27 protein-coding genes and 1 tRNA gene are annotated in these 26,816 nt (G+C 62.2%); 27 read left to right on the top strand and 1 reads right to left on the bottom strand.

What is annotated here, in order from left to right; translation table 11 throughout:
• Positions 1–3 precede the first annotated feature (3 nt).
• Together MHY87_RS13595 and MHY87_RS13590 are read left to right on the top strand one after the other, a co-directional pair.
• On the top strand, positions 4–2,130 hold the full coding sequence (locus MHY87_RS13595) for a sodium-translocating pyrophosphatase (RefSeq protein ID WP_239352475.1): 2,127 nt from the start codon (positions 4–6) through the stop codon (positions 2,128–2,130).
• A 74-nt stretch (positions 2,131–2,204) separates the two neighbouring features.
• On the top strand, positions 2,205–2,981 hold the full coding sequence (locus MHY87_RS13590; RefSeq protein WP_239352473.1) for a methyltransferase domain-containing protein: 777 nt from the start codon (positions 2,205–2,207) through the stop codon (positions 2,979–2,981).
• An 82-nt stretch (positions 2,982–3,063) separates the two neighbouring features.
• Here the strand turns inward: MHY87_RS13590 and MHY87_RS13585 are convergent, their stop codons facing one another.
• Positions 3,064–3,519: an outer membrane protein assembly factor BamE gene (locus tag MHY87_RS13585; RefSeq protein ID WP_239352471.1), complete on the bottom strand. Its 456-nt coding sequence runs from the start codon at positions 3,517–3,519 to the stop codon at positions 3,064–3,066.
• A 103-nt stretch (positions 3,520–3,622) separates the two neighbouring features.
• Here MHY87_RS13585 and MHY87_RS13580 point away from each other — a divergent pair, with 103 nt between their 5' ends.
• The 25 genes from MHY87_RS13580 to mce all read left to right on the top strand — a co-directional run bounded on the left by MHY87_RS13580 (position 3,623) and on the right by mce (position 26,814).
• Entirely contained in the window at positions 3,623–4,168 is a 546-nt protein-coding gene (locus MHY87_RS13580) for a ubiquinol-cytochrome C chaperone family protein (RefSeq protein ID WP_239352469.1), read from the top strand.
• Positions 4,165–4,680, top strand: a complete 516-nt coding sequence (locus MHY87_RS13575; RefSeq protein ID WP_239352467.1) for a DUF177 domain-containing protein — start codon at positions 4,165–4,167, stop codon at positions 4,678–4,680. Before MHY87_RS13580 ends, MHY87_RS13575 begins: the two co-directional genes overlap by 4 nt.
• Positions 4,681–4,820: 140 nt before the next feature.
• The gene (plsX, locus tag MHY87_RS13570; protein ID WP_239352465.1) at positions 4,821–5,855 is read left to right on the top strand and encodes a phosphate acyltransferase PlsX; all 1,035 of its coding nucleotides are present in this window, start codon (positions 4,821–4,823) and stop codon (positions 5,853–5,855) included.
• A 13-nt stretch (positions 5,856–5,868) separates the two neighbouring features.
• Positions 5,869–6,846, top strand: a complete 978-nt coding sequence (locus MHY87_RS13565) for a beta-ketoacyl-ACP synthase III (RefSeq protein ID WP_239352463.1) — start codon at positions 5,869–5,871, stop codon at positions 6,844–6,846.
• A 127-nt stretch (positions 6,847–6,973) separates the two neighbouring features.
• A complete protein-coding gene (locus MHY87_RS13560) occupies positions 6,974–7,285 on the top strand; it encodes an integration host factor subunit alpha (RefSeq protein ID WP_239352461.1) in 312 nt (103 codons plus the stop codon).
• A gap of 21 nt (positions 7,286–7,306) precedes the next feature.
• The gene (locus MHY87_RS13555; protein ID WP_239352727.1) at positions 7,307–7,804 is read left to right on the top strand and encodes a MerR family transcriptional regulator; all 498 of its coding nucleotides are present in this window, start codon (positions 7,307–7,309) and stop codon (positions 7,802–7,804) included.
• A gap of 157 nt (positions 7,805–7,961) precedes the next feature.
• A tRNA-Asp gene (locus tag MHY87_RS13550) sits at positions 7,962–8,038 on the top strand.
• Between the two features lie 195 nt (positions 8,039–8,233).
• Entirely contained in the window at positions 8,234–8,659 is a 426-nt protein-coding gene (locus tag MHY87_RS13545) for a low affinity iron permease family protein (RefSeq protein WP_370644932.1), read from the top strand.
• Positions 8,660–8,835: 176 nt separating this feature from the next.
• The gene (locus MHY87_RS13540) at positions 8,836–9,201 is read left to right on the top strand and encodes an NADH-quinone oxidoreductase subunit A (protein ID WP_134499569.1); all 366 of its coding nucleotides are present in this window, start codon (positions 8,836–8,838) and stop codon (positions 9,199–9,201) included.
• Positions 9,192–9,776: an NADH-quinone oxidoreductase subunit B family protein gene (locus MHY87_RS13535; RefSeq protein ID WP_239352457.1), complete on the top strand. Its 585-nt coding sequence runs from the start codon at positions 9,192–9,194 to the stop codon at positions 9,774–9,776. The genes MHY87_RS13540 and MHY87_RS13535 overlap by 10 nt, the downstream gene beginning before the upstream one ends.
• Before the next feature lie 15 nt (positions 9,777–9,791).
• Positions 9,792–10,394 carry an NADH-quinone oxidoreductase subunit C gene (locus tag MHY87_RS13530; RefSeq protein WP_239352456.1) on the top strand — a complete coding sequence of 201 codons (603 nt, stop codon included), beginning with the start codon at positions 9,792–9,794 and terminating at the stop codon, positions 10,392–10,394.
• 18 nt (positions 10,395–10,412) lie between these two features.
• The gene (locus MHY87_RS13525; RefSeq protein WP_239352455.1) at positions 10,413–11,603 is read left to right on the top strand and encodes an NADH-quinone oxidoreductase subunit D; all 1,191 of its coding nucleotides are present in this window, start codon (positions 10,413–10,415) and stop codon (positions 11,601–11,603) included.
• A gap of 119 nt (positions 11,604–11,722) precedes the next feature.
• On the top strand, positions 11,723–12,775 hold the full coding sequence (gene nuoE / locus MHY87_RS13520; RefSeq protein ID WP_239352454.1) for an NADH-quinone oxidoreductase subunit NuoE: 1,053 nt from the start codon (positions 11,723–11,725) through the stop codon (positions 12,773–12,775).
• A gap of 13 nt (positions 12,776–12,788) precedes the next feature.
• Complete coding sequence (nuoF, locus tag MHY87_RS13515; protein ID WP_239352453.1) at positions 12,789–14,090, top strand: NADH-quinone oxidoreductase subunit NuoF; 1,302 nt, start codon at positions 12,789–12,791, stop codon at positions 14,088–14,090.
• A 7-nt stretch (positions 14,091–14,097) separates the two neighbouring features.
• The gene (gene nuoG / locus MHY87_RS13510) at positions 14,098–16,176 is read left to right on the top strand and encodes an NADH-quinone oxidoreductase subunit NuoG (RefSeq protein WP_239352452.1); all 2,079 of its coding nucleotides are present in this window, start codon (positions 14,098–14,100) and stop codon (positions 16,174–16,176) included.
• Between the two features lie 16 nt (positions 16,177–16,192).
• A complete protein-coding gene (gene nuoH, locus MHY87_RS13505) occupies positions 16,193–17,218 on the top strand; it encodes an NADH-quinone oxidoreductase subunit NuoH (RefSeq protein ID WP_239352451.1) in 1,026 nt (341 codons plus the stop codon).
• 10 nt (positions 17,219–17,228) lie between these two features.
• Positions 17,229–17,717: an NADH-quinone oxidoreductase subunit NuoI gene (nuoI, locus tag MHY87_RS13500; protein ID WP_239352450.1), complete on the top strand. Its 489-nt coding sequence runs from the start codon at positions 17,229–17,231 to the stop codon at positions 17,715–17,717.
• 142 nt (positions 17,718–17,859) lie between these two features.
• The gene (locus MHY87_RS13495) at positions 17,860–18,474 is read left to right on the top strand and encodes an NADH-quinone oxidoreductase subunit J (protein ID WP_239352449.1); all 615 of its coding nucleotides are present in this window, start codon (positions 17,860–17,862) and stop codon (positions 18,472–18,474) included.
• A gap of 11 nt (positions 18,475–18,485) precedes the next feature.
• Positions 18,486–18,794 (top strand): NADH-quinone oxidoreductase subunit NuoK, encoded by a 309-nt coding sequence (nuoK, locus tag MHY87_RS13490; protein WP_239352447.1) that lies wholly within the window; start codon positions 18,486–18,488, stop codon positions 18,792–18,794.
• 24 nt (positions 18,795–18,818) lie between these two features.
• Complete coding sequence (gene nuoL / locus MHY87_RS13485) at positions 18,819–20,852, top strand: NADH-quinone oxidoreductase subunit L (RefSeq protein WP_239352445.1); 2,034 nt, start codon at positions 18,819–18,821, stop codon at positions 20,850–20,852.
• The gene (locus MHY87_RS13480) at positions 20,852–22,363 is read left to right on the top strand and encodes an NADH-quinone oxidoreductase subunit M (RefSeq protein WP_239352443.1); all 1,512 of its coding nucleotides are present in this window, start codon (positions 20,852–20,854) and stop codon (positions 22,361–22,363) included. The genes nuoL and MHY87_RS13480 overlap by 1 nt, the downstream gene beginning before the upstream one ends.
• A gap of 7 nt (positions 22,364–22,370) precedes the next feature.
• The gene (nuoN, locus tag MHY87_RS13475) at positions 22,371–23,810 is read left to right on the top strand and encodes an NADH-quinone oxidoreductase subunit NuoN (protein ID WP_239352726.1); all 1,440 of its coding nucleotides are present in this window, start codon (positions 22,371–22,373) and stop codon (positions 23,808–23,810) included.
• Positions 23,810–24,616, top strand: coding sequence for a biotin--[acetyl-CoA-carboxylase] ligase (locus tag MHY87_RS13470; RefSeq protein WP_239352441.1), 807 nt, complete (start codon positions 23,810–23,812; stop codon positions 24,614–24,616). Before nuoN ends, MHY87_RS13470 begins: the two co-directional genes overlap by 1 nt.
• A 28-nt stretch (positions 24,617–24,644) precedes the next feature.
• Positions 24,645–26,318, top strand: coding sequence for a ribonuclease J (locus tag MHY87_RS13465; protein WP_239352439.1), 1,674 nt, complete (start codon positions 24,645–24,647; stop codon positions 26,316–26,318).
• Between the two features lie 91 nt (positions 26,319–26,409).
• Positions 26,410–26,814: a methylmalonyl-CoA epimerase gene (mce, locus tag MHY87_RS13460; protein WP_239352437.1), complete on the top strand. Its 405-nt coding sequence runs from the start codon at positions 26,410–26,412 to the stop codon at positions 26,812–26,814.
• Positions 26,815–26,816 lie beyond the last annotated feature (2 nt).

The following is a 26,816-nucleotide window of genomic DNA, read 5'->3' as shown; positions in this document are numbered from 1 at the left end:
GGCATGATGGCACTCACCCTTATTATCTTGGGCGGGCTTCTCTCGATTGCGTATGGCCTCTGGGCCATCAGCGACGTGATGAAGCGGGACGCCGGTTCGCAGCGCATGCAGGAAATCGCAGGCGCGATTGCCGAAGGCGCGAAAGCCTATCTTCGCAGGCAGTATACGACCATCGCCATCGTGGGCGTGGTGCTGTTTGCCATTATCACTTACTTCCTCGGCCTTCGTGTCGGCATCGGCTTTGCCATCGGTGCGATCCTGTCGGGTGTCGCAGGCTTCATCGGCATGAACGTCTCCGTTCGCGCCAATGTGCGCACCGCGCAGGCCGCAACCCAATCCCTCGGCGGCGGTCTCGATGTGGCCTTCAAGGCAGGCGCAGTCACGGGCATGCTAGTAGCTGGCCTCGCGCTTCTAGGCGTGGCGCTCTATTACGGCTATCTCACCCGCATCGCAGGCTTGAATCCCGCTGACCGCGTGGTGATCGACAGCCTCGTGGCTCTCGGCTTCGGCGCTTCCCTGATCTCGATCTTCGCCCGTCTCGGCGGCGGCATCTTCACCAAGGGTGCGGACGTCGGCGGCGACCTTGTGGGCAAGGTGGAAGCAGGCATCCCCGAAGACGATCCGCGCAATCCCGCGACCATTGCCGACAATGTGGGCGACAATGTCGGCGACTGCGCCGGCATGGCGGCCGACCTGTTCGAGACCTACGCGGTGACCGTGGTCGCCACCATGGTGTTGGCTGCGATCTTCTTTGCAGGGCAGGGCATCCTTGACTCGATGCTGATGTATCCGCTCGCTATCGGCGCAGCATGCATCGTCACGTCGATCATCGGCACCTTCTTCGTGAAGCTCGGTCAGAACGAGTCCATCATGGGCGCGCTCTACAAGGGCCTGATTGCAACCGGCATCCTTTCCGCCATCGCGATCGGCCTCGTGACCTGGCAGATGATCGGCTTCGGCCCAATCGCGGGTGCCGAGTTTACGGGCCAGGACCTGTTCTGGTGCGCCATTATCGGCCTGTTGGTCACGGCCTTCATCGTCGTGATCACCGAGTACTATACCGGCGTCGGCTTCCGCCCCGTGCGTTCCATTGCTCAGTCCTCGGTGACGGGCCATGGCACGAACGTGATTCAGGGACTCGCGGTCTCGCTGGAATCGACGGCGCTGCCGACCATCGTGATCATCGCAGGCATCATCATCGCCTACACGCTGGCGGGCCTCTTCGGCATCGCCATCGCCGTGACCGCGATGCTGGCTCTCGCCGGCATGATCGTGGCGCTCGATGCCTTCGGCCCGGTGACGGATAACGCGGGCGGCATTGCCGAAATGGCTGGCCTGCCGAAGGAAGTGCGCAAGTCCACGGATGCTCTCGACGCGGTGGGCAACACCACGAAGGCGGTGACGAAGGGCTATGCGATCGGTTCTGCGGGCCTCGGCGCTCTCGTGCTCTTCGCTGCCTATACCTCGGATCTCGCCTTCTTCACGAAGAATGCGGCGCAATATCCGTACTTCCAGGGCGTTGCTCCGGACTTCTCGCTCACCAATCCTTACGTAGTGGTCGGACTCCTGTTCGGTGGCCTTATCCCGTTCCTGTTCGGCGGCATCGCCATGACGGCGGTAGGTCGCGCGGCAGGCGCGGTTGTGGAAGAGGTGCGCCGTCAGTTCCGCGAGAAGCCGGGTATCATGCAGGGCACCGAGCGTCCCGATTACGGCCGCGCAGTGGACATGCTCACCCGCGCCGCGATCAAGGAAATGGTCATACCCTCGCTTCTGCCGGTGCTTGCTCCGATCGTGACCTACTTCGTGATCCTGTGGGTCGCTGGCAAGTCGCAGGCCTTCTCGGCCGTGGGCGCGATGCTGCTTGGCGTGATCGTGACGGGTCTCTTCGTCGCGATCTCCATGACCTCCGGCGGCGGTGCCTGGGACAATGCGAAGAAGTCCTTCGAGGACGGCTTCACGGATGCTTCCGGTACGACGCACCATAAGGGTTCGGATGCACACAAGGCTTCCGTGACGGGCGATACCGTCGGCGATCCCTACAAGGACACGGCAGGCCCTGCCGTGAACCCGGCGATCAAGATCACCAACATCATCGCCCTAATGCTGCTGGCGATCCTGGCGCATTCGTAAGATCGCTCGTTTCATACAATCCAAAGCCTCGCGGTTCATGCCGCGAGGCTTTCTTTATTTCGACAGGCAAGACCGTGACTTATACCGATCCTTTCGCAGCAGAGGCCCTGGCGTCGATCTCGGCTCGCGAGCAGCGCACTGTCATCGGGCACGCATCCATCGACTTGATGTCGCCCATGTCCGAGAAAACGCTCAGCGGACTCATCGCGCAGATCCCGGCGCGAGCACGCATGTTGGATATGGGATGCGGGAAGGCTGCCTTGGCCCGCCATCTCTTGAAGAAGGATCCTGCCGCATCTGCTGTCTGCATTGAGCGCAACCCGGTTCTCGCCGCTCAGGGCGAAGTGCTAGCCAGGAGGGATGGCGTTTCGGATCGTCTGCAAATGATCGTCGCCGATGGACGTGAATGGATGGCATCCGAGAAGTTTGATGCCATCGCGCTTCTAGGAGCGACGCACGCCATCGGCTCGCTGTACGAGGTGCTGGCTTATGGAAGGGCCAACCTGAAGCCTGGAGGCGTCGTGCTTCTCGGTGAAGGCATATGGGCGAGCAAGCCCGATCCAGAATACCTGGCCTTCCTGGGAGCGGACGAGAGCGAGCTCATGTCGCAAGAAGCGCTTGTGCGGGAGGTCGAGAGGGCCGGCTTTACCGTGCGCTACGAGCACCTGAGTAGCGCGGAGGAATGGGACGGCTATGAAGGGCCGTACTTCCAGACCCTCAGAGATCATGCCGACGCGAACGGCCAGCACCCCTTCGCCGAGGAAGCCAACGCCTTCGAGGCCATGCAGGCCAAGCATGGCCGCCAATGCATGGGCTTCCTCGTCATGGCAGCAGCCGTCGAGCCAGCCTGATCCGCAGTAAAAGGTCAGGGGCATCCAACGAAAAAGGCCGGGCTTGTGACCCGGCCTTTTCCATTGAGAGATAAGATTGATCTTACGAACCGAAGGGGTTGAAGTTGTTGGCGCCCTTGAAGATCTGGCCGAGGAAGCTCGTCTCCTCGCCGCCCGACGGGGTGGTGCGGCTGATGAAGTCGAACACCTTGCCGTCCTGAATGCCGTAGAGGCCCACGCGCTCGACGCGCAGGTTCTTGTCGAAATAGACAGCGGTCACGCGCTGATCCACCACCTGCTCGCCCATGAACTGGAGGGTGCGGCGGGAGCGCTGGCTGATGTAGTACCAGGTCCGGTTGCCGACGGTGGACACCGTCGAGGGAGTGCCGAGGGTCTCGAGCACCTTGTCGGCGCCCATGCCATTCTTCACCTGGGCCACGGCATTCTCGTCCAGCTGGTATCCGCGGGCAAACTCCTCGCCCATGGTGCAGGCGGCAACGGAGGCGGCCAGGAAAGTCGCAGTGGCCAAGCGTACCAAAAGGGTATGATATCGACGCATCGTACGGTTCTTCCAGGAATGCGGCGCGGATGTGCTTGCGCCTATGGATCGTGATGGCGTAACCCGAGGTTTCGGTTTTGACAAGCTTGGAAGGGAAAAGGCTGTGATATTCAGTCTCTTCCGCAAGGATCCCCGGCGCGTGGCCATCGCGGCTCTCTATGCGAGAATCGCTAACGCCTCCCGCAATCCGGGGCTTTATGCGGCACTCGGCATTCCGGACAGCCTGGAGGGGCGCTTTGAATCCCTTTCGCTCCACATGGTCCTTTCTTTAAGGGCGTTACGGGAGCTTCCGGCTCCTGCGGATGATGTCGCCAAGGACCTGACGGACGCCTTTTTCAGGGACATGGACGCCTCCTTACGGGAAATGGGCGTAGGCGATACGGTGGTGCCCAAGCGCATGAAGAAGATGGCTGCGTCCTTTTATGGCAGAGCCCATGCCTATGACCCGGCCCTGAATGCCGCCAACGAGGCCGAGCTGGCGGAGGCCCTGGGGCGGAATGCCCTGGGCGCAGAGGCACCTGCCACTGCGCTTGCGCGTTATGCTCTGGCGGCGGACAAGGGTCTTCAGACCGTCGCGCTTGACGTATTACTCGAATCCGGGCCCGCTTTCCCAGCGCCCGAGGCCTTTGCAGAGAAGGGAAACCGATGACCCCTGAAACCGTAGGTCCCCTGTCCCGCCTCGTGGACGTCATGAATATTCCGTCTCGTGGGCAGGAAATTCGTGTGGAGACGAGCACCGAGGAGCGGAATGCCCTGGCAAAGGATTTCGGACTGCCAAGCATCCAGGCCCTGTCGGGAGACTTCAAGCTCACCAATTCCGCCAAGGGCATTCATGTGACGGGCGTTGTGAAGGCTTCCATCACGCAGGTCTGCGTCGTTACCCTCGATTCGTTCGATTCCGACATTGAGGAGGAGGTCGAGGTGGATTTCGCGGAGCCTTCCGGAATGCCTGCCGAGCCTCCCACCGATATCAACGAATACGAGCCGCCGGATGAGATCAGCAACGGCCAGGTCGACCTTGGCGCGCTCACGGCTGAGTTCTTGGCTCTGGGCCTGGATCCGTACCCGCGTAAGCCCGGCGTGGATTTCGACTATCGCGATCCCAAAGATGAGAAGGATTCGCCGTTCGCGGCCCTCGGCAAGATCAAGACGGGTGAGTAGCCGAGTTGTTTGAAGCAAGGACTTGATGCGCTTTCCTGGCTTGGTGAGTCCTTGCAGGGGGCTATAGAATTCGGTTGCGATACACCCGCAAACCGGTATTTTCCGCCCCCTGTTCACGCCGAAAGAAAGAAAAACCGGTTATGTCGAAGCCAGTGCGTATTTCGCTCGATGCGATGGGGGGAGACCATGGCCCGTCGATCGTGATCCCTGGTGCGGCCCTGGCCCTTGAGCGGCATCCGGATATCCGCTTTCTCATGTTCGGCAACGAGGCGGTGATCGCGCCGCTCCTGAATGCGCACCCCAAGCTAAAGGCCGCGACCGAGCTTCGCCATACGGACATGGCCATCGCCATGGACGAGAAGCCCAGTCAGGCGATCCGCATGGGCCGTGGCAAGTCCTCCATGTGGAAGGCCGTTCTGGCGGTGCGCGACGGGGAGGCCGATGCTTGCGTTTCCGCCGGCAACACGGGCGCCCTCATGGCGACCGCCAAGATCTGCCTGAAGACGATGGCGCATATCGAGCGCCCGGCGATCGCGGCCATGTGGCCCACCATGCGGGGCGAGAGCATCGTGCTCGATGTGGGCGCGACCATCGGCGCCGACGCGGGGCATCTGGTCGATATGGCGATCATGGGCGCCGCCATGGCGCGCATCGTGTTTGACCTGGAACGCCCGACCGTGGGCCTGCTCAATGTCGGCACGGAGGAAATCAAGGGAATCGAGGCGGTCAAGGAAGCCGGCCGCATTCTCAAGGATATGAACGTTCCTTACCTGGAATATCGCGGCTTTGTGGAAGGCGACGATATTGGCAAGGGAACGGTGGACGTGGTCGTGACCGAGGGTTTTACGGGCAACATCGCCCTGAAGACCGCCGAGGGGACGGCCAAGCAGATCGGCCAGTACCTGCGCTCCGCCATGAGCCGTACGCTGATGGCCAAGATCGGCTATCTGTTCGCGAAACAGGCTTTTAACGCTCTCAGAGACAAGATGGACCCGCGAAAGGTCAATGGCGGTCTCTTCCTGGGCCTCGAAGGCGTGGTCGTGAAAAGCCACGGCGGCACGGACGACTTAGGCTTCGCGAGCGCCATCGACGTGGCCTACGACATGGCGCATTTTGAATTGATGAACACGATCCGGGGCATGCTGGAGCATGATCCCGTCGGGCACTCGGCCTGAGGAAAGTATTATCTTGAAACGCATTCGTTCCGTTGTGCGCGGCGTCGGCTCCTACCTGCCGAAGCGCAAGATGACCAACCAGGATCTCGAGAAGATCGTGGACACCACGCACGATTGGATCGTGCAGCGGACCGGCATCGAGCAGCGTCACATTGCCGATGACAGCGAGACCACTTCGGTGCTGGGCATCAAGGCCGCTGAGGCCGCTCTCGCCGATGCGGGCCTGACCGCCCAGGACATCGACCTCATTGTCTGCGCCACCTCGACGCCGGACCATACTTTTCCGTCCACCGCCACGATGATCCAGAACGGCCTCGGCATCACCCATGGCGCGGCTTTCGACCTGCAGGCGGTGTGCACCGGCTTCGTCTATGCGGTGGCGACCGCCGACAAATTTCTCCAGTCCGGCTCGCACAAGCGGGCCCTCGTGATCGGTGCCGAGACCTTCTCGCGCATTCTCGACTGGAACGACCGCACCACCTGCGTGCTCTTCGGCGACGGCGCCGGCGCGCTGGTCCTAGAGGCACAGGAAGGCGAGGGGACTGCCGCCGACCGTGGCGTTCTCACCTCGCAGCTGCGCTCGGACGGTCGCTACCGCGACAAGCTCTATGTCGATGGCGGCCCGGGCTCCACCAAGACCACAGGCGTCTTGAAGATGGAAGGCAAGGAAGTCTTCAAGTTCGCCGTGGGCATGGTCACAGACGTGGTGAAGGACGCCTTCACGGCCAGCGGCACAACGCCGGAAGAGCTGAAGTGGTTCGTGCCCCATCAGGCCAACAAGCGGATCATCACGGCCAGCGCCGACAAGCTCGGCATCGCACCCGAGAAGGTGGTGATCACCGTTGACAGGCACGGCAATACCTCAGCCGCCTCGATCCCGCTTGCGCTCGATGTTGCCCGCAAGGATGGACGCATCAAAGACGGTGATCTCGTCATGATCGAGGCCATCGGCGGCGGCTTTACCTGGGGCAGCGCGCTCATCCGTTGGTAGGAATATAGGCCAACTAGCCTATATGGTAACCGCTTGACGACAAGTCTAAGGTTGACCATACGGAGCCATCTGCATAGCGTTCTAAACGCTTGAAACACCAAAGAACTCATTCTGCTTGGGGAGCTCAATGGCTGGCAAAACTGTGACGAGAGCTGATCTGAGCGAGGCCGTCTATCAGAAGGTGGGCCTTTCCCGGACCGAATCGGCCGACCTGGTCGAGCGTGTCCTTGGCGAGATCTGCGACAGCTTGGCCGCCGGCGAGACCGTCAAGCTCTCGTCCTTCGGCTCATTTGTTGTGCGCAGCAAGGGCGAGCGCGTCGGCCGCAACCCGAAGACCGGTGTCGAAGTGCCGATTGACCCGCGCCGGGTCATGGTCTTCAAGCCGTCCAATGTGCTGAAAGCCTATATCAACGGCGAAGTCGTCGAGCGCGAGGACTAAGCTCCCATGGCCGGCGGCGCGATGGACAAAAGCCCCGACGCGTTCCGCACCATCAGCGAGGTGGCCGAGGATCTCGACCTGCCGCAGCATGTGCTGCGTTTCTGGGAAACTCGCTTCAATCATATCAAGCCGCTCAAGCGCGGGGGCGGGCGCCGCTATTACCGCCCCGATGACGTAGATCTCCTGAAGGGGATCCGCCACCTTCTCTACGGCGAAGGCTATACGATCAAAGGCGTGCAGCGCATCCTCAAGGAGGAGGGGCTCCGCTTCGTCCAGGCCGTAGGCCGGGGCGAGGAGAGTGTCGCCGCAGCATCGCAGCCGGAGTCCCAGGAAACCTTCGCGGATGAAGATGAGGAACTGATCGTTCCCGAAGCCTCTGGCCCCGTTATCCTGCCTTCTGAATCACTCCTCTCGGACGACGCCCTGCAAAAACTGAGATCGGCTCTGGATGAACTTCTCGAATGCGACCGGGTTTTGCGCTCTTTGAAGGCTCCGGTCGAAGCAGGGGCGACCGAGTAAGCGGTTTTCTTTCCCAAAGGGTATGCGTGTGGGATTCGCATGAGAGCGCCTTTCGGCAGGTTTTTGCGATCCATTCAAAAATGCTTGCAGGGAGCGCTTGACAGGGAACAGGGCGGCCCTTAAACCGCACCCACTCACCGCTTCGGCGGTCCGATGCGCGGGCGTAGCTCAGTCGGTTAGAGTGCCGGCCTGTCACGCCGGAGGTCGCGGGTTCGAGCCCCGTCGCCCGCGCCATTTCCTCTGAAGGCAATCTCCAGACAATTCAGGCAGAGCAAACCAGAAGCCTCGCTTTCGGTCGCTCTGCTGTATCTGCATCCCTGCCAAGGGCCAAAAGCGTGGCACTTTTCAGGGTTTTGCGCATTCTCCCAGAGACTCCGGATACTTAAGGTCTAAGCCGGCCGGAGAAGAGCACAAGGCAGGATTATGCCTATGGTTGCGCATCTTTTTACCAGTTTCTCCAACTGGGTGGCACATGCAACTGGCCGCCCGGTCGCTTTCGCTATCAGCCTCGGCGTTATCCTCGTATGGGCCGTGAGCGGGCCGATCTTCGGATTTTCCGATACTTGGCAGCTCGTGGTGAATACCGGCACCACCATCGTGACCTTCCTGATGGTGTTTCTGATTCAGAACACCCAGAACCGGGACGGGGCCGCGATTCAAACCAAGCTAGACGAGCTGATCAGGGCTAGCGCCGCCCAAGACTCGTTCATCGGCATCGAGCACCTGACGCAGGAGGAACTCGACGAGATTCGCGATAAATGCGAAGCGAGGGCTAAGGCCGAAAACGCCGCAAATCGGGCAGAACGACGGGCAAACCGCAAGGCGACCCACGCGGCGGAAAAGGCCACATCTTAGTTTGGAATGGTTCTTTTTACGGCACCTCAAACCCTTGTCAGGAGAGGGGAACTCGGTTAAGCCAACCCCCACAAACCGCCGTTTGTCGCAGGGCCTCCCTTTGGGCGGTTTTGTGGCTTAAATGCGTGGCATGTCGCCGGCCTTTCCGGCCGCGCTCCGTTCCTTCTGGGTGTCGTATGACGAATCTTCTCGCCGACTACCTGCCTCTCGTGATCTTCATCGGCGTGTCGCTCCTGATCGGAGTGGCCCTGCTCGTGGCGCCTTTCATCGTCGCCTACAGCAAGCCCGATACGGAGAAGCTGTCCGCTTACGAGTGCGGGTTCAACGCTTTTGACGATGCACGCATGAAATTCGACGTGCGGTTCTATCTGGTCGCCATTCTTTTCATCATTTTCGACCTGGAAGTCGCCTTCCTGTTCCCCTGGGCCATCGTGTTCGGGAACCTGGGCTGGTTCGGCTTTCTCTCGATGATGCTGTTCCTCGGCGTCCTGACCGTCGGCTTCGTCTATGAGTGGAAGAAGGGAGCCCTGGAATGGGATTGATCACCGACAACCAGTCCACCTTGGTGGCTCCCGCTCCACGCGGCATCCTCGATCCCAATACCGGCAAGCCGGTTGGTTCGAACGATCCCTATTTCGTCTCCATCAATGACGAGCTGTCCGACAAGGGCTTCATCGTCACCTCGACCGAGGATCTCATCACCTGGGCACGCACCGGCTCGCTCATGTGGATGACCTTCGGCCTGGCCTGCTGCGCCGTGGAAATGATGCAGCTCTCCATGCCGCGCTATGACGTCGAGCGTTTCGGCTTCGCGCCCCGCGCCTCGCCGCGCCAGTCCGACGTCATGATCGTCGCCGGCACGCTGACCAACAAGATGGCCCCCGCACTCCGCAAGGTCTACGACCAGATGCCGGAGCCGCGCTACGTCATCTCCATGGGCTCCTGCGCCAATGGCGGCGGCTATTACCACTATTCCTATTCGGTGGTTCGTGGCTGCGACCGCGTCGTGCCGGTCGATATCTACGTTCCCGGCTGCCCCCCGACCGCGGAGGCGCTCCTTTACGGCGTGCTGCTTCTCCAGAAGAAGATCCGCCGTACTGGTACCATCGAGCGCTGAGCAAAGGTCTGTCTGATGAGTGCTGAGCTCCAAGCCCTGAGCGACCACATCGCCTCGTCCCTCGGCGCGGCGATCGAGGATCGCGCCATCGCCTATGGCGAGTTGACGATTGTCGCCCGCCGCGAGGACATCGTGCGGGTGATCACGTTCCTGCGCGACGACCCGCAGTGCCGTTTCGTCTGCTTCATCGATATCTGCGGCGTGGATTATCCCGCCCGCGAGCAGCGTTTCGACGTGGTGTATCACCTGCTGTCGCCCTACAAGAACACGCGCATCCGCGTGAAGGTGGCGACGGATGAGGTGACCCCGGTTCCTTCGCTCGTCGGCGAATTCCCGGCGGCCAACTGGTTCGAGCGCGAGGCTTACGACCTTTACGGCATCCTGTTCTCGGGCCATCCGGACCTGCGCCGCATCCTCACCGATTACGGCTTCGAGGGGCACCCGCTGCGCAAGGACTTCCCGCTCACCGGCTATGTCGAGGTTCGTTACGACGAAGGCCAAGGCCGCGTGGTCTACGAGCCGGTGAAGCTCAACCAGGAATTCCGCAACTTCGACTTCCTCTCTCCCTGGGAAGGCACGGATTACGTGCTGCCCGGCGATGAGAAGGCCAAGGCATAAAGGCGGAAAGGGCGACCCATGGGCGAGCATAATATCCGCAATTTCACGATCAACTTCGGTCCGCAGCACCCGGCGGCGCACGGCGTTCTGCGCCTCGTGCTGGAGCTCGACGGCGAGATCGTCGAGCGCGTCGATCCGCATATCGGCCTGCTCCATCGCGGCACCGAGAAGCTGATCGAGTACAAGACCTACGTTCAGGCCAATCCCTATTTCGACCGGCTCGACTACGTCGCGCCGATGAACCAGGAACACGCCTTCTGCATGGCGACGGAAAAGCTCCTCGGCATCGAGGTTCCGCGCCGCGCCGAGCTGATCCGCGTTCTCTTTTCCGAGATCGGGCGTCTGCTTTCGCACCTCCTCAACGTGACCACGCAGGCCATGGACGTCGGCGCGCTCACGCCGCCTCTCTGGGGCTTCGAGGAGCGCGAGAAGCTGATGATCTTCTACGAGCGCATCTCCGGCTCGCGCATGCACGCCAACTATTTCAGGCCGGGCGGCGTGAACATGGACATCCAGCCCGAGCTGATCGACGACATCGAAGCGTTCTGCGATCCGTTTCTGAAGGTTCTGGACGATCTCGACACGCTCGTCATGGGCAGCCGCATCTTCAAGCAGCGCAACGTCGATATCGGCATTCTCACGCTCGACGATTGCTGGAAGTGGGGCTTCTCCGGCCCCATCGTCCGCAGTTGCGGCGTGGCCTGGGACTTGCGCAAGTCGCAGCCTTATTCGCTCTACGAGGAGATGGAATTCGACATCCCCGTGGGCAAGAACGGCGACAATTACGACCGTCAGGTTATCCGCATGGAAGAGATGCGCCAGTCGGTACGCATCATGCGCCAGTGCCTCGACAAGCTTCGTGCGCCGGACGGGAAGGGCCCTGTCTCGACCCTCGACGGCAAGGTCGCTCCGCCCTCGCGCAAGGACATGAAGCGCTCCATGGAAGCGCTGATCCATCACTTCAAGCTCTATACGGAAGGCTTCCACGTCCCTGCAGGCGAGGTCTATGCCGCCGTCGAGGCTCCGAAGGGCGAGTTCGGCGTCTATCTCGTGTCGGACGGCACCAACAAGCCGTATCGCTGCAAGATCCGCGCTCCGGGCTTTGCGCATCTTCAAGGCATGGATTTCATGTGCCGTGGCCACATGCTGGCCGACGTCGCAGGCATCCTGGGTGCCATCGACATCGTGTTCGGTGAAGTGGACCGGTAAGGAATAATCCGGACTCGATTTCGGGTCCGGCACCGCGCTTTACGAAAAAGCGTGATGAATGAGTTCAAGTCGTGAATGGCCGGGTTCGCCCGGCCATGACGATGAGGAGAAGAGTCAAAATGGCCGTTCGTAAGCTCGCGCCTGAAGAAATGCAGCCCGAGAGCTTCGTGTTCTCGTCCGAGACGGAAGCTTTTGCTGAGCAGCAGATTGCCAAGTACCCGCCCGGCCGTCAGGCCTCGGCGGTGATCCCGCTTTTGTGGAAGGCGCAGGAGCAGGCCGGCGGCTGGTTGCCGCGCAAGGCCATCGAGGCTGTGGCCGCTCGTCTCGACATGCCCGACATCCGCGTGATGGAGGTGGCGACCTTCTACACGATGTTCAACCTTGAGCCGGTTGGAAAATATTTCATCCAGTTCTGCGGCACGACGCCTTGCGTGCTGCGCGGTGCGGGAGACATCAAGAAGGTGCTCGAGAAGCGCATCGGCGAGCAGAACCACGTCACCGCCGATGGCAATTTCTCCTGGCTCGAAGTCGAGTGCCTGGGAGCGTGCTGCAACGCCCCGATGGTGCAGATCAACGACGATTATTACGAAGACCTGACGACGGAGAACTTCGAGAAGCTTCTCGACGATCTCGCCGCAGGCCGCCCGGTAAAGAAAGGTTCGCAGATCGGCCGCAAGAGTTCCGAGCCTGTGGACGGCGTCAAAACACTGCAGGACCCGTCGCTTTATGATGGCTCGCAGATCGGCGCATGGCGCAAGCGCTTCGAGGAGCAGGCCCAGCCTGCCGCCACCGGCGAGGCTGCTGCCGTGACCGCATCGGTCCCGGAAGCCGCGAAGGCTGCGAAGCCTGCCGCCGGACGCCCCGAGGAGAGCAATGCGGCCGATACGCCGGCCAAGCGCGCCAAGGAAGGCGAGGCACCTGTTAAGCCAGTCGACCAGAAAGAAGCCTCTGACGCTTCCCGCGCAACGAAGGTCGAGGCTCGCACGGAAGACGTGGCCAAGCCCGCTCCGCAGAGCGGCAAGTCCTACGTGACGACGCCGGGCAAGGATGCGGTTCCGACAAGCCCCACGACGCCCATTGCTGGTACGCCTCCGGCTCAAGCCGAGACGCGCCATAACGGCAGCGAGAGCAAGCCGGGCGTGACCGTCGACAAAGACAACAAGACGTCCTGAGGGGTGACCTAAGATGCTTCACGATAGAGATCGCATTTTCACCAACCTCTACGGCCTCCACTCGCCGGACCTCCAGGCCGCGAAGATGCGCGGCGCTTGGGACGGCACCAAGTTCCTGCTCGAAAAGGGCCGCGACTGGGTCATCGACGAGATGAAGGCTTCTGGCCTTCGCGGCCGTGGCGGCGCCGGCTTCCCGACGGGCCTAAAATGGTCCTTCATGCCGAAGCAGTCGGACGGCCGTCCGCATTACCTCGTGGTCAATGCAGACGAGTCCGAGCCGGGCACCTGTAAGGATCGCGAGATTATGCGGAACGATCCGCATCTTCTCATCGAGGGCTGTCTCATCGCCTCCTTCGCCATGGGCGCGCATGCGGCCTACATCTACATTCGCGGCGAGTATATCGCTGAGAAGCACGCGCTCCAGCGCGCGGTGGACGAGGCTTACGCCGCCGGTCTCATCGGCAAGAACAACGTCCACGGCTATCCCTTCGACCTCTATGTCCACCACGGCGCAGGCGCTTACATCTGCGGCGAGGAGACGGCTCTCCTTGAGAGCCTCGAGGGCAAGAAGGGCATGCCGCGCATGAAGCCCCCGTTCCCGGCGAATATGGGCCTCTACGGCTGCCCGACCACCGTGAACAACGTGGAGTCGATTGCGGTCGCAGGCACGATCCTGCGTCGCGGCGCGTCCTGGTTCTCGGGCATAGGCCGTCCGAACAACGTGGGCACCAAGCTCTTCTGCGTGTCGGGCCACGTGAACAAGCCCTGCAACGTGGAAGAGGCCATGGGCCTGACCTTCCGCGAGCTGATCGACACTCATTGCGGCGGCATCCGTGGCGGCTGGGACAACCTGCTCGCCGTGATCCCCGGCGGCTCGTCCGTGCCTTGCGTGCCCGCCGACCAGATCATCGACGCGCCAATGGACTTCGACACCCTGCGCAACCTGCGCTCGGGTCTCGGCACCGCCGCCGTGATCGTCATGGACAAGTCCACCGATATCGTCCGCGCCATCGCCCGCATCTCGTATTTCTACAAGCATGAGAGCTGCGGACAGTGCACGCCGTGCCGTGAAGGCACCGGTTGGATGTGGCGCGTGCTGAACCGCATGGCCGAGGGCCGCGCTCAGAAGCGTGAGATCGACATGCTGCTCGAAGTCTCGACCCAGATCGAAGGCCACACCATCTGCGCGCTCGGCGACGCAGCGGCCTGGCCTGTCCAGGGTCTGATCCGCCACTTCCGTCATGAGATCGAGAAGCGGATCGACGACTACGCGGCGAACCCGCATTCAGAATCCGTCATGATCGCGGCGGAGTGAGATAGAGATGGCTAAAATCATCGTTGATGGCGTCGAAGTCGACGTCCCCGCCGAATACACGCTGCTCCAGGCCGCCGAGGCTGCGGGTGCGGAAGTTCCGCGCTTCTGTTACCATGAGCGCCTGTCGATCGCCGGCAATTGCCGCATGTGTCTCGTCGAGGTGAAGGGCGCGCCGAAGCCGGTCGCATCCTGCGCTTGGGGCGTGCGCGATTGCCGTCCGGGCCCGAACGGCGAGCCGCCGGAAATCTCCACCAAGTCGCCGACCGTGAAGAAGGCGCGCGAAGGTGTGATGGAGTTCCTGCTCATCAACCATCCGCTCGATTGCCCGATCTGCGACCAGGGCGGCCAGTGCGACCTGCAGGACCAGGCCATGGCCTACGGCGTCGACACCAGCCGCTACCATGAGAACAAGCGCGCGGTGACCGACAAGTATCTTGGCCCGTTGGTCAAGACTTCCATGAACCGCTGCATCCACTGCACCCGCTGCGTGCGCTTCACCGCCGAGGTGGCGGGCGTGCCGGACATGGGCGCGATCTGGCGCGGCGAGGACATGGAGATCACGAGCTATCTCGAGAAGGCCCTCGGCTCCGAGCTGCAGGCCAACATCGCGGATCTCTGCCCCGTCGGCGCGCTCACCCATAAGCCCGAGGCGTTCCACTTCCGCCCGTGGGAGCTCACCAAGACCGATTCCGTCGACGTGATGGATGCCGTCGGCTCCTCGATCCGCGTCGATTCCCGTGGCCGCGAAGTCATGCGCATCCTGCCGCGCGTGAACGAGGCGGTGAACGAGGAATGGATCACCGACAAGACTCGCCAGATCGTCGACGGCCTGCGCCTGCAGCGTCTCGATCGTCCGTTCGTGCGTGAAAACGGCCGCCTGCGTCCCGCTTCCTGGCAGGAGGCGTTCTCCACGATTGCCTCCAAGGTGAAGGGCACGGACGCAAAGAAGATCGGCGCCATCGTCGGCGATCTCGCTGCCGTCGAAGAAATGTTCGCCCTGAAGCTCCTTATGCAGAGCCTCGGCGTGGCGAATGTCGATGCCCGTCAGGACGGCACGGCGCTGTCGCCCGCTTACGGACGCGGCTCCTATCTCTTCAATACCACCATCCCCGGCATCGAGGATGCGGACGCGATCCTGATCGTGGGCTCCAACCCGCGCTTCGAGGCCTCGCTCGTCAACGTGCGCATCCGCAAGCGCTGGCGCGTGGCCCCGCCGCCGATCGCGATGATCGGCGAGAATGTGGACCTGACCTATCCTTGCGAATATCTCGGCGCTGGCGCGGAGACGCTCGCCGAGCTGGCCTCCGGCCGCCACAGCTTCCTCGAGAAGCTGAAGGGCGCCGAGCGTCCGCTGATCATCGTGGGGCAGGGCGCTCTCGCGCGTCCGGATGGGCTTGCGATCCTCTCCGCTGTGGCCAAGCTCGCTCGCGATGTGAACGCGGTGAAGGACGGCTGGAACGGCTTCTCGGTTCTGCACACGGCAGCCTCGCGCGTCGGCGCGCTCGATCTCGGCCTTGTGCCGGGCGAGGGTGGCCTGACCGCTCAGCAGATGGCTTCCGGCGGCGTCGAGGTTCTGTTCAACCTCGGTGCGGACGAGATCGAGATCGCTCCCGGCGCTTTCGTGATCTACCAGGGCACTCACGGCGACCGTGGCGCTCACCGCGCCGACGTGATCCTGCCGGCTGCGGCCTATACGGAAAAGTCCGGCACCTACGTGAACACGGAAGGTCGGGTGCAGCTCGCCAATCGCGCAGCCTTCGCTCCGGGCGAGGCCCGTGAAGATTGGGCTATCCTGCGCGCGCTGTCGGAGGTGCTGGGCCACCGCCTGCCGTTCGACTCGCTCAACGCGCTACGCGCCAAGCTCTATGCGGCTCATCCGCATTTCGCGGCCATTGACACGGTGCAGCCTGCCGATGGTGCTGCGGCTGTGCAGGCGCTCGCCGGTCTCGGCGGTACGCCCGGTCGCGAGGCGTTCACGAGCCCGGTCAATGACTTCTACCTGACGAACCCGATCGCCCGCGCCTCCGGCGTCATGGCCGAGTGCTCCGCGCTCGCCCGTGAGCTGAAGCTCGAAGCGGCCGAGTAAGAGAGGAGAGAGAACCATGGAATTGGGAGATATCCTCCTCGCCGTCGCGATCATGCTGGGCAAGAGCCTGCTCATGCTCGTCGCGCTTCTCATCTTCATCGCCTACGCGCTTTACGCCGACCGTAAGGTTTGGGCGGCGGTTCAGCTGCGTCGCGGCCCGAACGTGGTCGGCCCCTGGGGCCTGCTGCAATCCTTCGCGGATCTGCTGAAGTTCGTGCTGAAGGAGCCGATCATTCCGGCTCCTTCCAACAAGGGCATGTTCCTGCTGGCGCCGCTGGTGATGTGCACGCTCTCGCTTGCGGCTTGGGCGGTCATTCCGCTCAATGCCGGCTGGGCAATCGCCGACATCAATGTGGGCATTCTCTACATCTTCGCGATCTCGTCGCTCGGCGTTTACGGCGTTCTCATGGGCGGCTGGGCTTCGAACTCAAAGTATCCGTTCCTCGGCGCGCTCCGCTCAGCGGCGCAGATGGTGTCCTACGAGGTCTCCATCGGCTTCGTCATCGTGACGGTGCTCATGTGCGCAGGCACGCTGAACCTTTCGAAGATCGTGGAGGCACAGAACTCAAGCCTCGGCATCCTCGGCTGGTACTGGCTGCCGCTGTTCCCGATGTTCGTGGTTTTCTTCATCTCGGCCATGGCCGAGACGAACCGCCCACCCTTCGATCTGCCGGAAGCTGAATCGGAACTCGTCGCCGGCTACATGGTGGAATATTCCTCCACTCCGTACCTGCTGTTCATGCTCGGCGAATACGTGGCCATCATGACCATGTGCGCGCTCGGCACGATCCTGTTCCTCGGCGGCTGGCTGTCCCCGATCCCGTTCGCGCCCTTCACCTGGGTTCCGGGCGTGATCTGGTTCGTGCTGAAGGCGAGCTTCCTCTTCTTCCTCATCGCCATGGTGAAAGCCCTGGTGCCGCGTTACCGCTACGATCAGCTCATGCGCCTTGGCTGGAAGGTCTTCCTTCCGCTGTCGCTCGCCATGGTGGTCATCGTGGCAGGCGTGCTGATGGCGACCGGCAATGCGCCGGGCATGCGCTAAGGAGATCGACATGAAGATCGGTCAATTCCTCAACTCTCTTCTGCTTCGGGAATTCGTGGTCGGCTTCGCGCTCACCATGAAATACTTCTTCAAGCCGAAGGCCACGCTCAACTACCCGTTCGAGATGGGCCACCGCGGACCTCGCTTCCGTGGCGAGCATGCCCTGCGCCGCTACCCCAACGGGGAAGAACGCTGCATCGCCTGCAAGCTCTGCGAGGCGATCTGCCCGGCTCAGGCCATCACGATCGAGGCCGGTCCGCGCCGCAACGACGGCACCCGCCGCACGACGCGCTACGACATCGACATGGTGAAGTGCATCTATTGCGGCATGTGCCAGGAAGCCTGCCCGGTGGACGCCATCGTGGAAGGCCCGAACCTGGAATTCTCCGTGGAGACCCGCGAGGAGCTCTACTACGACAAGGCCAAGCTGCTCGATAACGGCGAGCGCTGGGAGCGGGAAATCGCGCGCAACCTCGCGAAGACCGCGCCTTATCGGTAAAAACCGCGTCCTGCCCGGCAAGGGCAGGGGGCAAGCATGTCCGGCGGGTTGTTCCCGTCGGATCGGGATTTTATAGACAGGCCACCGGAATCGCCGGGGTCACGTCGGAAGGGGCCGCTCTCGGGGCGGCTTGTGTTTGAGCATGACGGTTACCGCCGCCTTCTTCTATCTGTTCGCGACGATCACGATCGCGTCGGGTTTCATGGTCATCGCCTCGCGCAATCCTGTGCAGTCGGTGCTGTTCCTCATCCTGGCCTTCGTCAACGCGGCGGGCCTGTTCCTGATGATGGGAGCCGAGTTCCTCGCGATGATCCTGATCATCGTCTATGTGGGCGCGGTCGCGGTGCTATTCCTCTTCGTCGTCATGATGCTCGACGTGGATTTCGCGGCTTTGCGCCAGGGCTTCCTGCAATACTTGCCCATCGGCGGCCTGATCGGCATCGTGCTTCTGATTGAGCTCATTTTCGTCGTGAGCGCCTATGTGATCGATCCGGGCCTCGTGCGCTCGCCCGCGGTTCCGATCCCGGCCGCTGACGTGATGACCAACACCGAGGCCCTCGGCCACGTGCTCTACACCCGCTATTTCTACTTCTTCCAGGCGGCAGGCCTGATCCTGCTGGTGGCCATGATCGGCGCCATCGTGCTGACGCTGCGCGAGCGCGTCGGCGTGAAGCGCCAGGACATCACGAAGCAGAACGCCCGCACGCAGGAAACCGCCGTCGAGCTGCGGAAGGTTCCCTCCCGCCAGGGCATTTAAGGAGACACGCGATGGTTATCGGACTGGGCCATTATCTCACCGTCGCCGCCGTGCTCTTCACGCTCGGCGTCTTCGGAATCTTCATAAACCGGAAGAACGTCATCGTCATCCTGATGTCCATCGAGCTGATCCTGCTCTCGGTGAACATCAACATGGTGGCCTTCTCGACCCATCTCGGCGATATCGTCGGCCAGGTCTTCGCTCTGCTGATCCTTACGGTCGCGGCGGCGGAGGCGGCCATCGGCCTTGCCATTCTGGTGGTCTTCTTCCGCAACCGCGGCTCCATCGCGGTTGAAGACATCAATACGATGAGGGGCTAAGCCCTAAAGGCGAAGTAAACGGAAATGTATCACGCAATCGTTTTCCTGCCGCTCGTCGGCTTCCTCATCGCAGGGATTTTTGGCCGTGTTCTCGGCGCGAGGCCCAGCGAGCTCATCACGACCGGGCTGCTCTTCGTAGCGGCAGTTCTCTCCTGGGTGTCTTTCATCAGCGTCGGCTTCGGCGATGGTGCGACCCGGGTTCAGGTGGCCCAGTGGATGTCAGTCGGCGATCTGCAGGTCGACTGGGCGTTCCGCATCGACACGCTCACCGCCATGATGCTGGTGGTGGTCAACACCGTGTCGGCGCTCGTGCACCTTTATTCCATCGGCTACATGCACGAGGATCCGCACCGCTCGCGCTTCTTCGCCTATCTCTCGCTCTTTACCTTCGCCATGCTCATGCTGGTGACGGCGGACAACCTGGTCCAGATGTTCTTCGGCTGGGAAGGCGTGGGTCTGGCGAGCTACCTGCTCATTGGCTTCTGGTACAAGAAGGACTCGGCCAATGCTGCGGCCATGAAGGCCTTCATCGTCAACCGCGTCGGCGATTTCGGCTTCCTTCTCGGCATCTTCACGGTCTTCGTGCTGTTCAATGGCGTTACTTTCGACGCCATCTTCCCGCGCGTGCCTGAATTCGCCAATGCCAAGTTCCACTTCCTCGGCATCGAGTGGCATGCCCTGACGATTGCCGGCCTGCTGCTCTTCATGGGCGCCATGGGCAAGTCGGCGCAGTTCCTGCTGCACACCTGGCTGCCGGACGCGATGGAAGGCCCGACCCCGGTTTCCGCGCTCATCCACGCCGCCACCATGGTGACCGCAGGCGTGTTCATGGTCGCGCGCCTGTCGCCGATCTTCGAATACGCGCCTGCCGCTCTCACCGTCGTCACCGTCATCGGCGGCGTCACGGCCTTCTTCGCGGCCACCGTCGGCCTCGTGCAGAACGACATCAAGCGCGTGATCGCGTATTCGACCTGCTCGCAGCTCGGCTACATGTTCGTCGCGCTCGGCGTCGGCGCTTATGGCGCCGGTGTGTTCCACCTCTTCACGCACGCCTTCTTCAAGGCTCTGCTTTTCTTGGGCGCAGGCTCGGTCATCCATGCCATGCACCACGAGCAGGACATGCGCTACATGGGCAACCTTCGCCGCTACATCCCGCTCACCACGGCGATGATGGCGATCGGTACCCTCGCGCTCACCGGCTTCCCGTTCACCGCAGGCTACTACTCCAAGGACGCGATCATCGAGGCGGCCTACGCTTCGCACAGCGCTGCCGGTCAGTTCGCCTTCCTGGCGACCGTGATCGCGGCCTTCATGACCTCGTTCTATTCCTGGCGTCTGTTCTTCATGACGTTCGAGGGCGGCGCGCGCTGGTCGCATGCCGACCACCATCATGCCCACGGCACCCACGAGGGCGCCGAGCATGATGCTCACAGCCACGATGTGGAGCCCGCGACCCATGCGGATCACGAGCATGGCCACCATGGGGACCATACCCCCCATGAGAGCCCGCTGGTGATGGTGCTGCCGCTCATCGTGCTCGCCATCGGCGCGGTGGTTGCCGGCTTCGTCTTCCACGGTGCCTTCATCGGCGAGGGCTATCAGGAGTTCTGGAAGGGAGCCATCTACACCCGTCCGGACAACCACATCCTCGAAGAGATGCATCACATCCCGGGCTGGGTGCCGTTCCTGCCGACAGTTATGATGGCTCTCGGCTTCGTGCTCGCCTATTATATGTACATCGTCGACTCCAAGCAGCCGGCACGGATCGCTGCGGATCACCCGATCCTGTACCGCTTCCTGCTCAACAAGTGGTATTTCGACGAGCTGTACGATGCGATCTTCGTGCGTCCCGCCATGGCCATCGGCCGCTTCTTCTGGCGCACTGGCGACCAGAAGATCATCGACGGGCTCGGGCCTGACGGCATCTCCGCCCGCGTGCTCGACGTGACGCGCGGCGCTGTGCGACTGCAATCCGGCTACGTCTATCACTACGCCTTCGCGATGCTCATCGGCGTTGCGGCTCTCGTGACCTTCTATCTCTTCAGGGGAGCCCACTAATGTTCGGCTTCGGCATCCTCTCCGGCCTTCTCATCCTGCCGCTCGTCGGCGCGGCCTTCATCCTGACGCTCCGTGGCGACAGCGATGCGACCCGCTCCAACGCACGTTGGGCGGCACTCGCCACCACGCTTGCGACCTTCGTGCTCTCGCTCGTGGCCTGGAACCGCTTCGATACGGCATCGGCTTCGTTCCAGCTGGTGGAAGTTCACCCCTGGCTTGCGGAAACCATTAAGTTCAAGCTCGGCGTCGACGGCTTCTCCATCCCGCTCATCCTGCTCACCACGTTCCTGATGCCGTTCTGCATCCTGGCCTCATGGGATTCCATCGGGCACCGGGTGAAGGAATACTACGTCGCCTTCCTTGTCCTCGAGACCACCATGATCGGCGTGTTCTGCGCGCTTGATCTCGTGCTCTTCTACCTGTTCTTTGAGGCAGGCCTCATTCCGATGTTCCTCATCATCGGCATCTGGGGCGGCAAGCGCCGCATCTACGCCAGCTTCAAGTTCTTCCTCTACACGCTGCTCGGCTCGGTGCTGATGCTGCTCGCCATCATGGCCATGTACTGGCAGGCCGGCACCACGGACATCCCGACGCTGCTCGCGTTCAAGTTCCCATACAACTTGCAGCTCTGGCTGTGGCTTGCCTTCTTCGCGTCGTTCGCGGTGAAGATGCCTATGTGGCCGGTCCATACCTGGCTGCCCGACGCGCACGTGGAAGCTCCCACGGCGGGTTCGGTCATCCTGGCAGGCGTTCTGCTGAAGATGGGCGGCTACGGCTTCATCCGAGTGTCGCTGCCGATGTTCCCGGAAGCCTCTGTGTACTTCTCGGCCTTCGTGTTCGCCCTGTCCGTCATCGCGATCGTCTACACCTCGCTGGTCGCGCTGATGCAGGAGGACATCAAGAAGCTCATCGCCTATTCATCGGTAGCGCATATGGGCTTCGTGACCATGGGCCTGTTCAGCATGAACGAGCAGGGCATCCAGGGCGCGATGTTCACCATGATCTCCCACGGTCTCATCTCCGGCGCGCTCTTCCTCTGCGTCGGCGTGATCTACGACCGGATGCATACCCGTGAGATCAAGGCCTATGGCGGCCTCGTGAACCGCATGCCCATGTACGCGGTAGTGTTCCTGATCCTCACCATGGCCAATGTGGCGCTTCCCGGCACCTCGGGCTTCATCGGCGAGTTCCTGACGCTAATGGGTGCATTCCGCTCCAACACTTGGGTGGCGTTCTTCGCAACCTCCGGCGTGATCCTCTCAGCTGCCTATGCGCTCTGGCTCTATCGCCGCGTAGTTTATGGAGAGCTCGACAAGCCAGCGCTCCAGACGATCACGGATCTGAACCGCCGCGAGATCATCACCTTCGCGCCGCTCATCCTGCTGATCATCTATTACGGCGTGCAGCCCGGCCCGATCCTCGACGCTTTCGCCGTGCCGACGGATGCGCTCATGCAGAACGTCCAGGCCGCGCTTTCCACCGTGAAAACGGCTGCTGTGGCAGCACACTGAGGTCATGATGAATCCCGTCCTCACCATTCCCAACTTTGCTCCCGTGCTGCCGGAGATCATCCTGGCGGCGGGCGCTCTCGTCCTAGTCCTGTTCGGCGCGATCCGCGGCGAGCGCTCAGGCGAAGGCATGAACTTCATCGCCCTTGCTCTTCTCGCCGTCGCCTTTGTGGCCGTGCTCATGCTGCCGGGCGAGCGCGTGGAGACCATGAGCGGTTCCTTCGTGATCGACGGCTTTGCCAAGTTCATGAAGATGCTGACCCTTCTCGCCTCGGCTGGCGGCGTCATCCTCTCCATGGATTACATGCGCCGCGAAGGCATCAGCCGCTTCGAGTACCCGATCCTCATCGTGCTCTCGACCCTCGGCATGATGATGGTGATCTCGGCCAACGACCTGATTGCCCTCTATCTCGGCCTTGAGCTTCTCAGCCTCGCGTCCTACGTGATCGCCGCTTTCGACCGCGACAATGTCCGCTCGACGGAAGCAGGCCTGAAGTATTTTGTCCTGGGCTCGCTCTCCTCGGGCATGCTGCTCTACGGCGCTTCGCTGGTCTATGGCTTCACCGGCAACGTGTCCTTCCCGGCGATTGCAGGCATTCTGCAGGGGCAGGTGGGCGTCGGCGCCATCGTCGGCGTGGTGTTCGTCGCCGCAGGCATCGCCTTCAAGATCTCCGCCGTGCCGTTCCATATGTGGACGCCGGACGTCTACGAAGGCTCGCCGACCCCGGTCACGGCCTTCTTCGCCGCAGCTCCCAAGATGGCCGGCATGGCCATGGCGACCCGCGTGTTCATCGACGCTTTCCCGAACATCGTCGGCCAGTGGCAGCAGATCATCGTCTTCATCTCCATCGCTTCCATGGCGCTGGGTTCGTTTGCCGCCATCGGCCAGCGCAACATCAAGCGTCTGATGGCCTATTCCTCCATCGGCAACGTCGGCTATGCGCTGATCGGCCTTGCCACCGGCACGGTCGAGGGTGTGCAGGGCGTCATCGTCTACATGGCGATCTATCTCGCCATGACGCTCGGCTCCTTCGCCGTCATCCTCGGCCTGCGCCGCGGCAAAGTGATGTACGAGAATGTCGAGGACCTGTCGGGCCTTGCCCGCACGCATCCGGTTCTGGCTTTCTGCCTTGCGATGATGATGTTCTCGCTCGCGGGCATTCCGCCGCTGGCAGGCTTCTTCGCCAAGTTCGCCGTGTTCAACGCCGCCATCAACGCCAACCTCGTGGCGCTCGCCATCATCGGCGTGGTCACCAGCGTCGTGGGTGCCTACTATTATCTTCGCATCGTGAAGGTGATGTATTTCGATGAGCCGGGTGCCGCCTACGACTCCATGCCCATCGGCGTGAAGTTCGTGCTGGCCGTCTCCAGTATCTTCGTGGTGCTCTTCGGCATCGTTCCGGCTCCGCTGGTTTCTGCCGCAGGTGCCGCCGCGCGCTCCCTGTTCTGATGGTGAAACTGTCGCCCGAAGCCGAGATGGCCGGCTACCGGCTTATCTCGCTCGAGGCGACGGAATCCACCAACGACGACGTTCTTCAGGCGGCTCGCTCCGGCGATCCGGGCCAGCTCTGGATCGTGGCGGGGGAGCAACGAGCGGGCAGGGGACGGCATGGCCGCCAATGGTCGTCGCCCCAAGGCAATCTCTACGCCAGCCTTCTGTTGATCGACCCTTGCGAGGTGCAGCACGCCCCGCAGCTCGGCTTCGTGACGGGTCTTGCCCTGCATGAGGCGGTGGAAGCGGTCACGGGTGTCGGCGCGCCGCGTCTGTCGCTCAAATGGCCGAACGATCTTCTGCTCGACGGTGCGAAGGTCTCCGGCCTTCTCCTCGAGGGTCATAGGCTCGGGAACAACGGCCCACTCGCCATCGTCATCGGTATGGGCGTGAACGTCGCTTTCGCGCCGACCGGAACGCCTTACCCGGCTCTCGCTCTGCAAAGCGTCAAATCCAGTCTGACGCGCGAGGATATGTTCCGCGCTCTATCTGCGAGCTTCGCCCAAACCTTCTCGGCCTGGCGCAATGCGGCGCGCATGAACACCACCGACCCGTTCGGGCCGATCCGTAGGCTCTGGCTGGAGCGCGCTGCGGGTGTCGGACAGGAGGTGACGCTTCGTCTTCCATCCGGTGAAAAGCGCGGCATCTTCGAAGGACTCGATAAGTTCGGCCGCCTGCAACTGAAAACCACGATAGGCGTGGAACAGATCGACGCGGGCGACCTTTATTTTCCCAATTTACTGCACGATATAGCCAAGCCTTAGCGCTGGCACGACAGGGTTTCTATCAAGCATGGCATCCTCCCAGGACGAACTGGTCTTTCTGCCCCTCGGCGGGCTCGGCGAAATCGGCATGAATGCCGCGCTCTACGGCTTCGGGCCGGAGAGCGATCGGCAATGGATTCTCGTCGATTGCGGCATGGGCTTCGGCAGCGAGGAGCAGCTGCCCGGCATCGATCTCGTCTATCCCGATCTGCGCTTCATCGAGGAAGAGCGGCACAACCTGCTCGGCATCTTCATCACTCACGCGCACGAGGACCACATCGGCGCGCTGGTCGAGATGTGGCCGCGCCTGCGCGCGCCGGTTTATGCCACCAAGTTCGCCATCGGCCTTCTCGAAACCCGCCGTCTCTCGGAAGCCAACGCACCGAAGATCGAGCTTAACGAGATCGCTCCCGGCCAGCGCCTGAAGCTCGGCAACTTCGACATCGAGTACGTACCGGTCGCCCACTCGATTCCGGAATCGAACGCGCTCGCCATCCGCACGCCGCAAGGCTTGGTCGTGCATACGGGCGACTGGAAGCTCGATCCGACGCCCTATCTCGGCAGCCTGACCTCGGAAGAATCCTTCCGCAAGCTGGGCGAGGAGGGCGTGCTTGCCCTGATCTGCGATTCCACCAATGTGGTGCGCGAGGGCGAGAGCCCGAGCGAGGCGGATGTGGCGAAGAACCTCGCGGCGCTCATCAAGGATGCGCCGCATCGTGTGGCGATCACCACCTTCGCCTCCAACGTCGCGCGCATCCGCTCGGTCGCGGAAGCCGCACGCGAATGCGGACGCGAGGTTGTCGTTGTCGGCCGCGCCATGGATCGCGTCACGGAAGTGGCGAAGGAATGCGGCTATCTCGACGGGCTGCCGGAGTTCCGCTCCGTCGAGAACTTCGGCTATATGCCGCGCGACAAGGTCGTCGCTGTTCTCACCGGCTCGCAGGGTGAGCCGCGTGCGGCCCTCGCGCGCGTCGCGGCTGACGAGCATCCCGACATTGCGCTCACCGCAGGCGACCGCGTGATCTTTTCGTCTCGCGCTATTCCCGGCAACGAGAAGGCGGTCGGCTCCATCATCAACAGCCTGATCGAGCAGGGCGTCGAGGTCATCACCGACCGCACGGAGCTCGTCCACGTTTCAGGCCACCCACGTCGTGGCGAACTCGCCAAAATGTACGAGTGGACGAAGCCGCGCATCGCCATTCCGGCCCATGGCGAGCCGCTGCATCTTGCCGAGCATGCCAAGTTCGCGCGTCAGCAGGGCGTTCCGGAGGTGGTGCGCGCCAAGAATGGCACCATGGTGCGTCTTGCCCCCGGCAAGGCCGAGATCGTCGACACTGTTCCCGCAGGCCGCCTCTACAAGGACGGCAATATCGTCATTCCCGCAGGCGAGCGCGCCTTGCCGGAGCGGCGCAAGCTGGCATTTGCCGGCATCGTGACGGTGGCGATTGCCCTCGATGATCGCGGCGAGATCGCAGGAGATCCGGTGGTGGATGCCATGGGGCTCCCTGAGAAAAACCGGCAGAACCGCGACCTTACGGACATCATCGCAGATACAGTGGCCGATACCCTCGATGGTCTGTCCAAGGCCAAGCGCCGCGATTCCGAGGCGGTGGAGCAGGCCATCCATCGCGCCGTGCGCGCTGCGGTCAATCAGGAATGGGGCAAGAAGCCCGCCTGCCATGTCCTCGTGATCGAGGTATAAGACGGCATGGAGCATGATGCGAAAAAGAGGACCCCGGTTTTTCGCAGAAAATCATGCGCCCAAAGGAAGAATGTTCGAAGAGGGAGCCAGCATGCTCGGTCGCCTGAACCACGTCGCCATCGCCGTCCGCGACATCGCAGCGGCTTCGGCTCTCTATCGGGGCACTCTCGGAGCTCAGGTATCCGAGCCTGATGCGCTGGAAGAACACGGTGTGACTGTGGTGTTTATTACTCTGCCGAACACCAAGATCGAGCTTCTGGAGCCTCTCGGCGTGGATTCGCCCATCGCCAAATTCCTGGAGAAAAACCCGGACGGCGGCATCCACCATGTCTGCTACGAGGTGGACGATATTCTTGCCGCACGGGACCGCCTTGTTAATTCCGGGGCCAGAGTTCTCGGCTCAGGCGAGCCGAAGATCGGAGCCCACGGAAAGCCGGTGCTTTTCCTGCATCCGAAGGATTTCAACGGAACCCTCATCGAACTCGAACAAGCCTGAGT

Origin of the sequence: Microvirga sp. ACRRW (assembly GCF_022346925.1) — a bacterium.
In the GTDB taxonomy this organism is placed as follows: Bacteria; Pseudomonadota; Alphaproteobacteria; order Rhizobiales; family Beijerinckiaceae; genus Microvirga.
Note: the sequence above shows the minus strand (reverse complement) of the source record. Positions and strands in the feature narration are given on the sequence as shown.

Excerpts from the sequence above, each read along its gene's own strand:
- nuoH (WP_239352451.1), top strand. The coding sequence starts at position 16,193 with ATGGAATTGGGAGATATCCTCCTCGCCGTCGCGATCATGCTGGGCAAG.
- MHY87_RS13560 (WP_239352461.1), top strand. The coding sequence starts at position 6,974 with ATGGCTGGCAAAACTGTGACGAGAGCTGATCTGAGCGAGGCCGTCTAT.
- MHY87_RS13545 (WP_370644932.1), top strand. The coding sequence starts at position 8,234 with ATGGTTGCGCATCTTTTTACCAGTTTCTCCAACTGGGTGGCACATGCA.
- nuoG (WP_239352452.1), top strand. The coding sequence starts at position 14,098 with ATGGCTAAAATCATCGTTGATGGCGTCGAAGTCGACGTCCCCGCCGAA.
- MHY87_RS13595 (WP_239352475.1), top strand. The coding sequence starts at position 4 with ATGATGGCACTCACCCTTATTATCTTGGGCGGGCTTCTCTCGATTGCG.
- nuoL (WP_239352445.1), top strand. The coding sequence starts at position 18,819 with ATGTATCACGCAATCGTTTTCCTGCCGCTCGTCGGCTTCCTCATCGCA.
- MHY87_RS13495 (WP_239352449.1), top strand. The coding sequence starts at position 17,860 with ATGACGGTTACCGCCGCCTTCTTCTATCTGTTCGCGACGATCACGATC.
- MHY87_RS13470 (WP_239352441.1), top strand. The coding sequence starts at position 23,810 with ATGGTGAAACTGTCGCCCGAAGCCGAGATGGCCGGCTACCGGCTTATC.
- MHY87_RS13555 (WP_239352727.1), top strand. The coding sequence starts at position 7,307 with ATGGACAAAAGCCCCGACGCGTTCCGCACCATCAGCGAGGTGGCCGAG.
- MHY87_RS13575 (WP_239352467.1), top strand. The coding sequence starts at position 4,165 with ATGACCCCTGAAACCGTAGGTCCCCTGTCCCGCCTCGTGGACGTCATG.
- MHY87_RS13530 (WP_239352456.1), top strand. The coding sequence starts at position 9,792 with ATGAGTGCTGAGCTCCAAGCCCTGAGCGACCACATCGCCTCGTCCCTC.
- nuoF (WP_239352453.1), top strand. The coding sequence starts at position 12,789 with ATGCTTCACGATAGAGATCGCATTTTCACCAACCTCTACGGCCTCCAC.
- MHY87_RS13585 (WP_239352471.1), bottom strand. The coding sequence starts at position 3,519 with ATGCGTCGATATCATACCCTTTTGGTACGCTTGGCCACTGCGACTTTC.
- MHY87_RS13465 (WP_239352439.1), top strand. The coding sequence starts at position 24,645 with ATGGCATCCTCCCAGGACGAACTGGTCTTTCTGCCCCTCGGCGGGCTC.
- nuoK (WP_239352447.1), top strand. The coding sequence starts at position 18,486 with ATGGTTATCGGACTGGGCCATTATCTCACCGTCGCCGCCGTGCTCTTC.
- mce (WP_239352437.1), top strand. The coding sequence starts at position 26,410 with ATGCTCGGTCGCCTGAACCACGTCGCCATCGCCGTCCGCGACATCGCA.
- nuoI (WP_239352450.1), top strand. The coding sequence starts at position 17,229 with ATGAAGATCGGTCAATTCCTCAACTCTCTTCTGCTTCGGGAATTCGTG.
- MHY87_RS13535 (WP_239352457.1), top strand. The coding sequence starts at position 9,192 with ATGGGATTGATCACCGACAACCAGTCCACCTTGGTGGCTCCCGCTCCA.
- MHY87_RS13480 (WP_239352443.1), top strand. The coding sequence starts at position 20,852 with ATGTTCGGCTTCGGCATCCTCTCCGGCCTTCTCATCCTGCCGCTCGTC.
- nuoN (WP_239352726.1), top strand. The coding sequence starts at position 22,371 with ATGAATCCCGTCCTCACCATTCCCAACTTTGCTCCCGTGCTGCCGGAG.
- MHY87_RS13525 (WP_239352455.1), top strand. The coding sequence starts at position 10,413 with ATGGGCGAGCATAATATCCGCAATTTCACGATCAACTTCGGTCCGCAG.
- plsX (WP_239352465.1), top strand. The coding sequence starts at position 4,821 with ATGTCGAAGCCAGTGCGTATTTCGCTCGATGCGATGGGGGGAGACCAT.
- MHY87_RS13540 (WP_134499569.1), top strand. The coding sequence starts at position 8,836 with ATGACGAATCTTCTCGCCGACTACCTGCCTCTCGTGATCTTCATCGGC.
- nuoE (WP_239352454.1), top strand. The coding sequence starts at position 11,723 with ATGGCCGTTCGTAAGCTCGCGCCTGAAGAAATGCAGCCCGAGAGCTTC.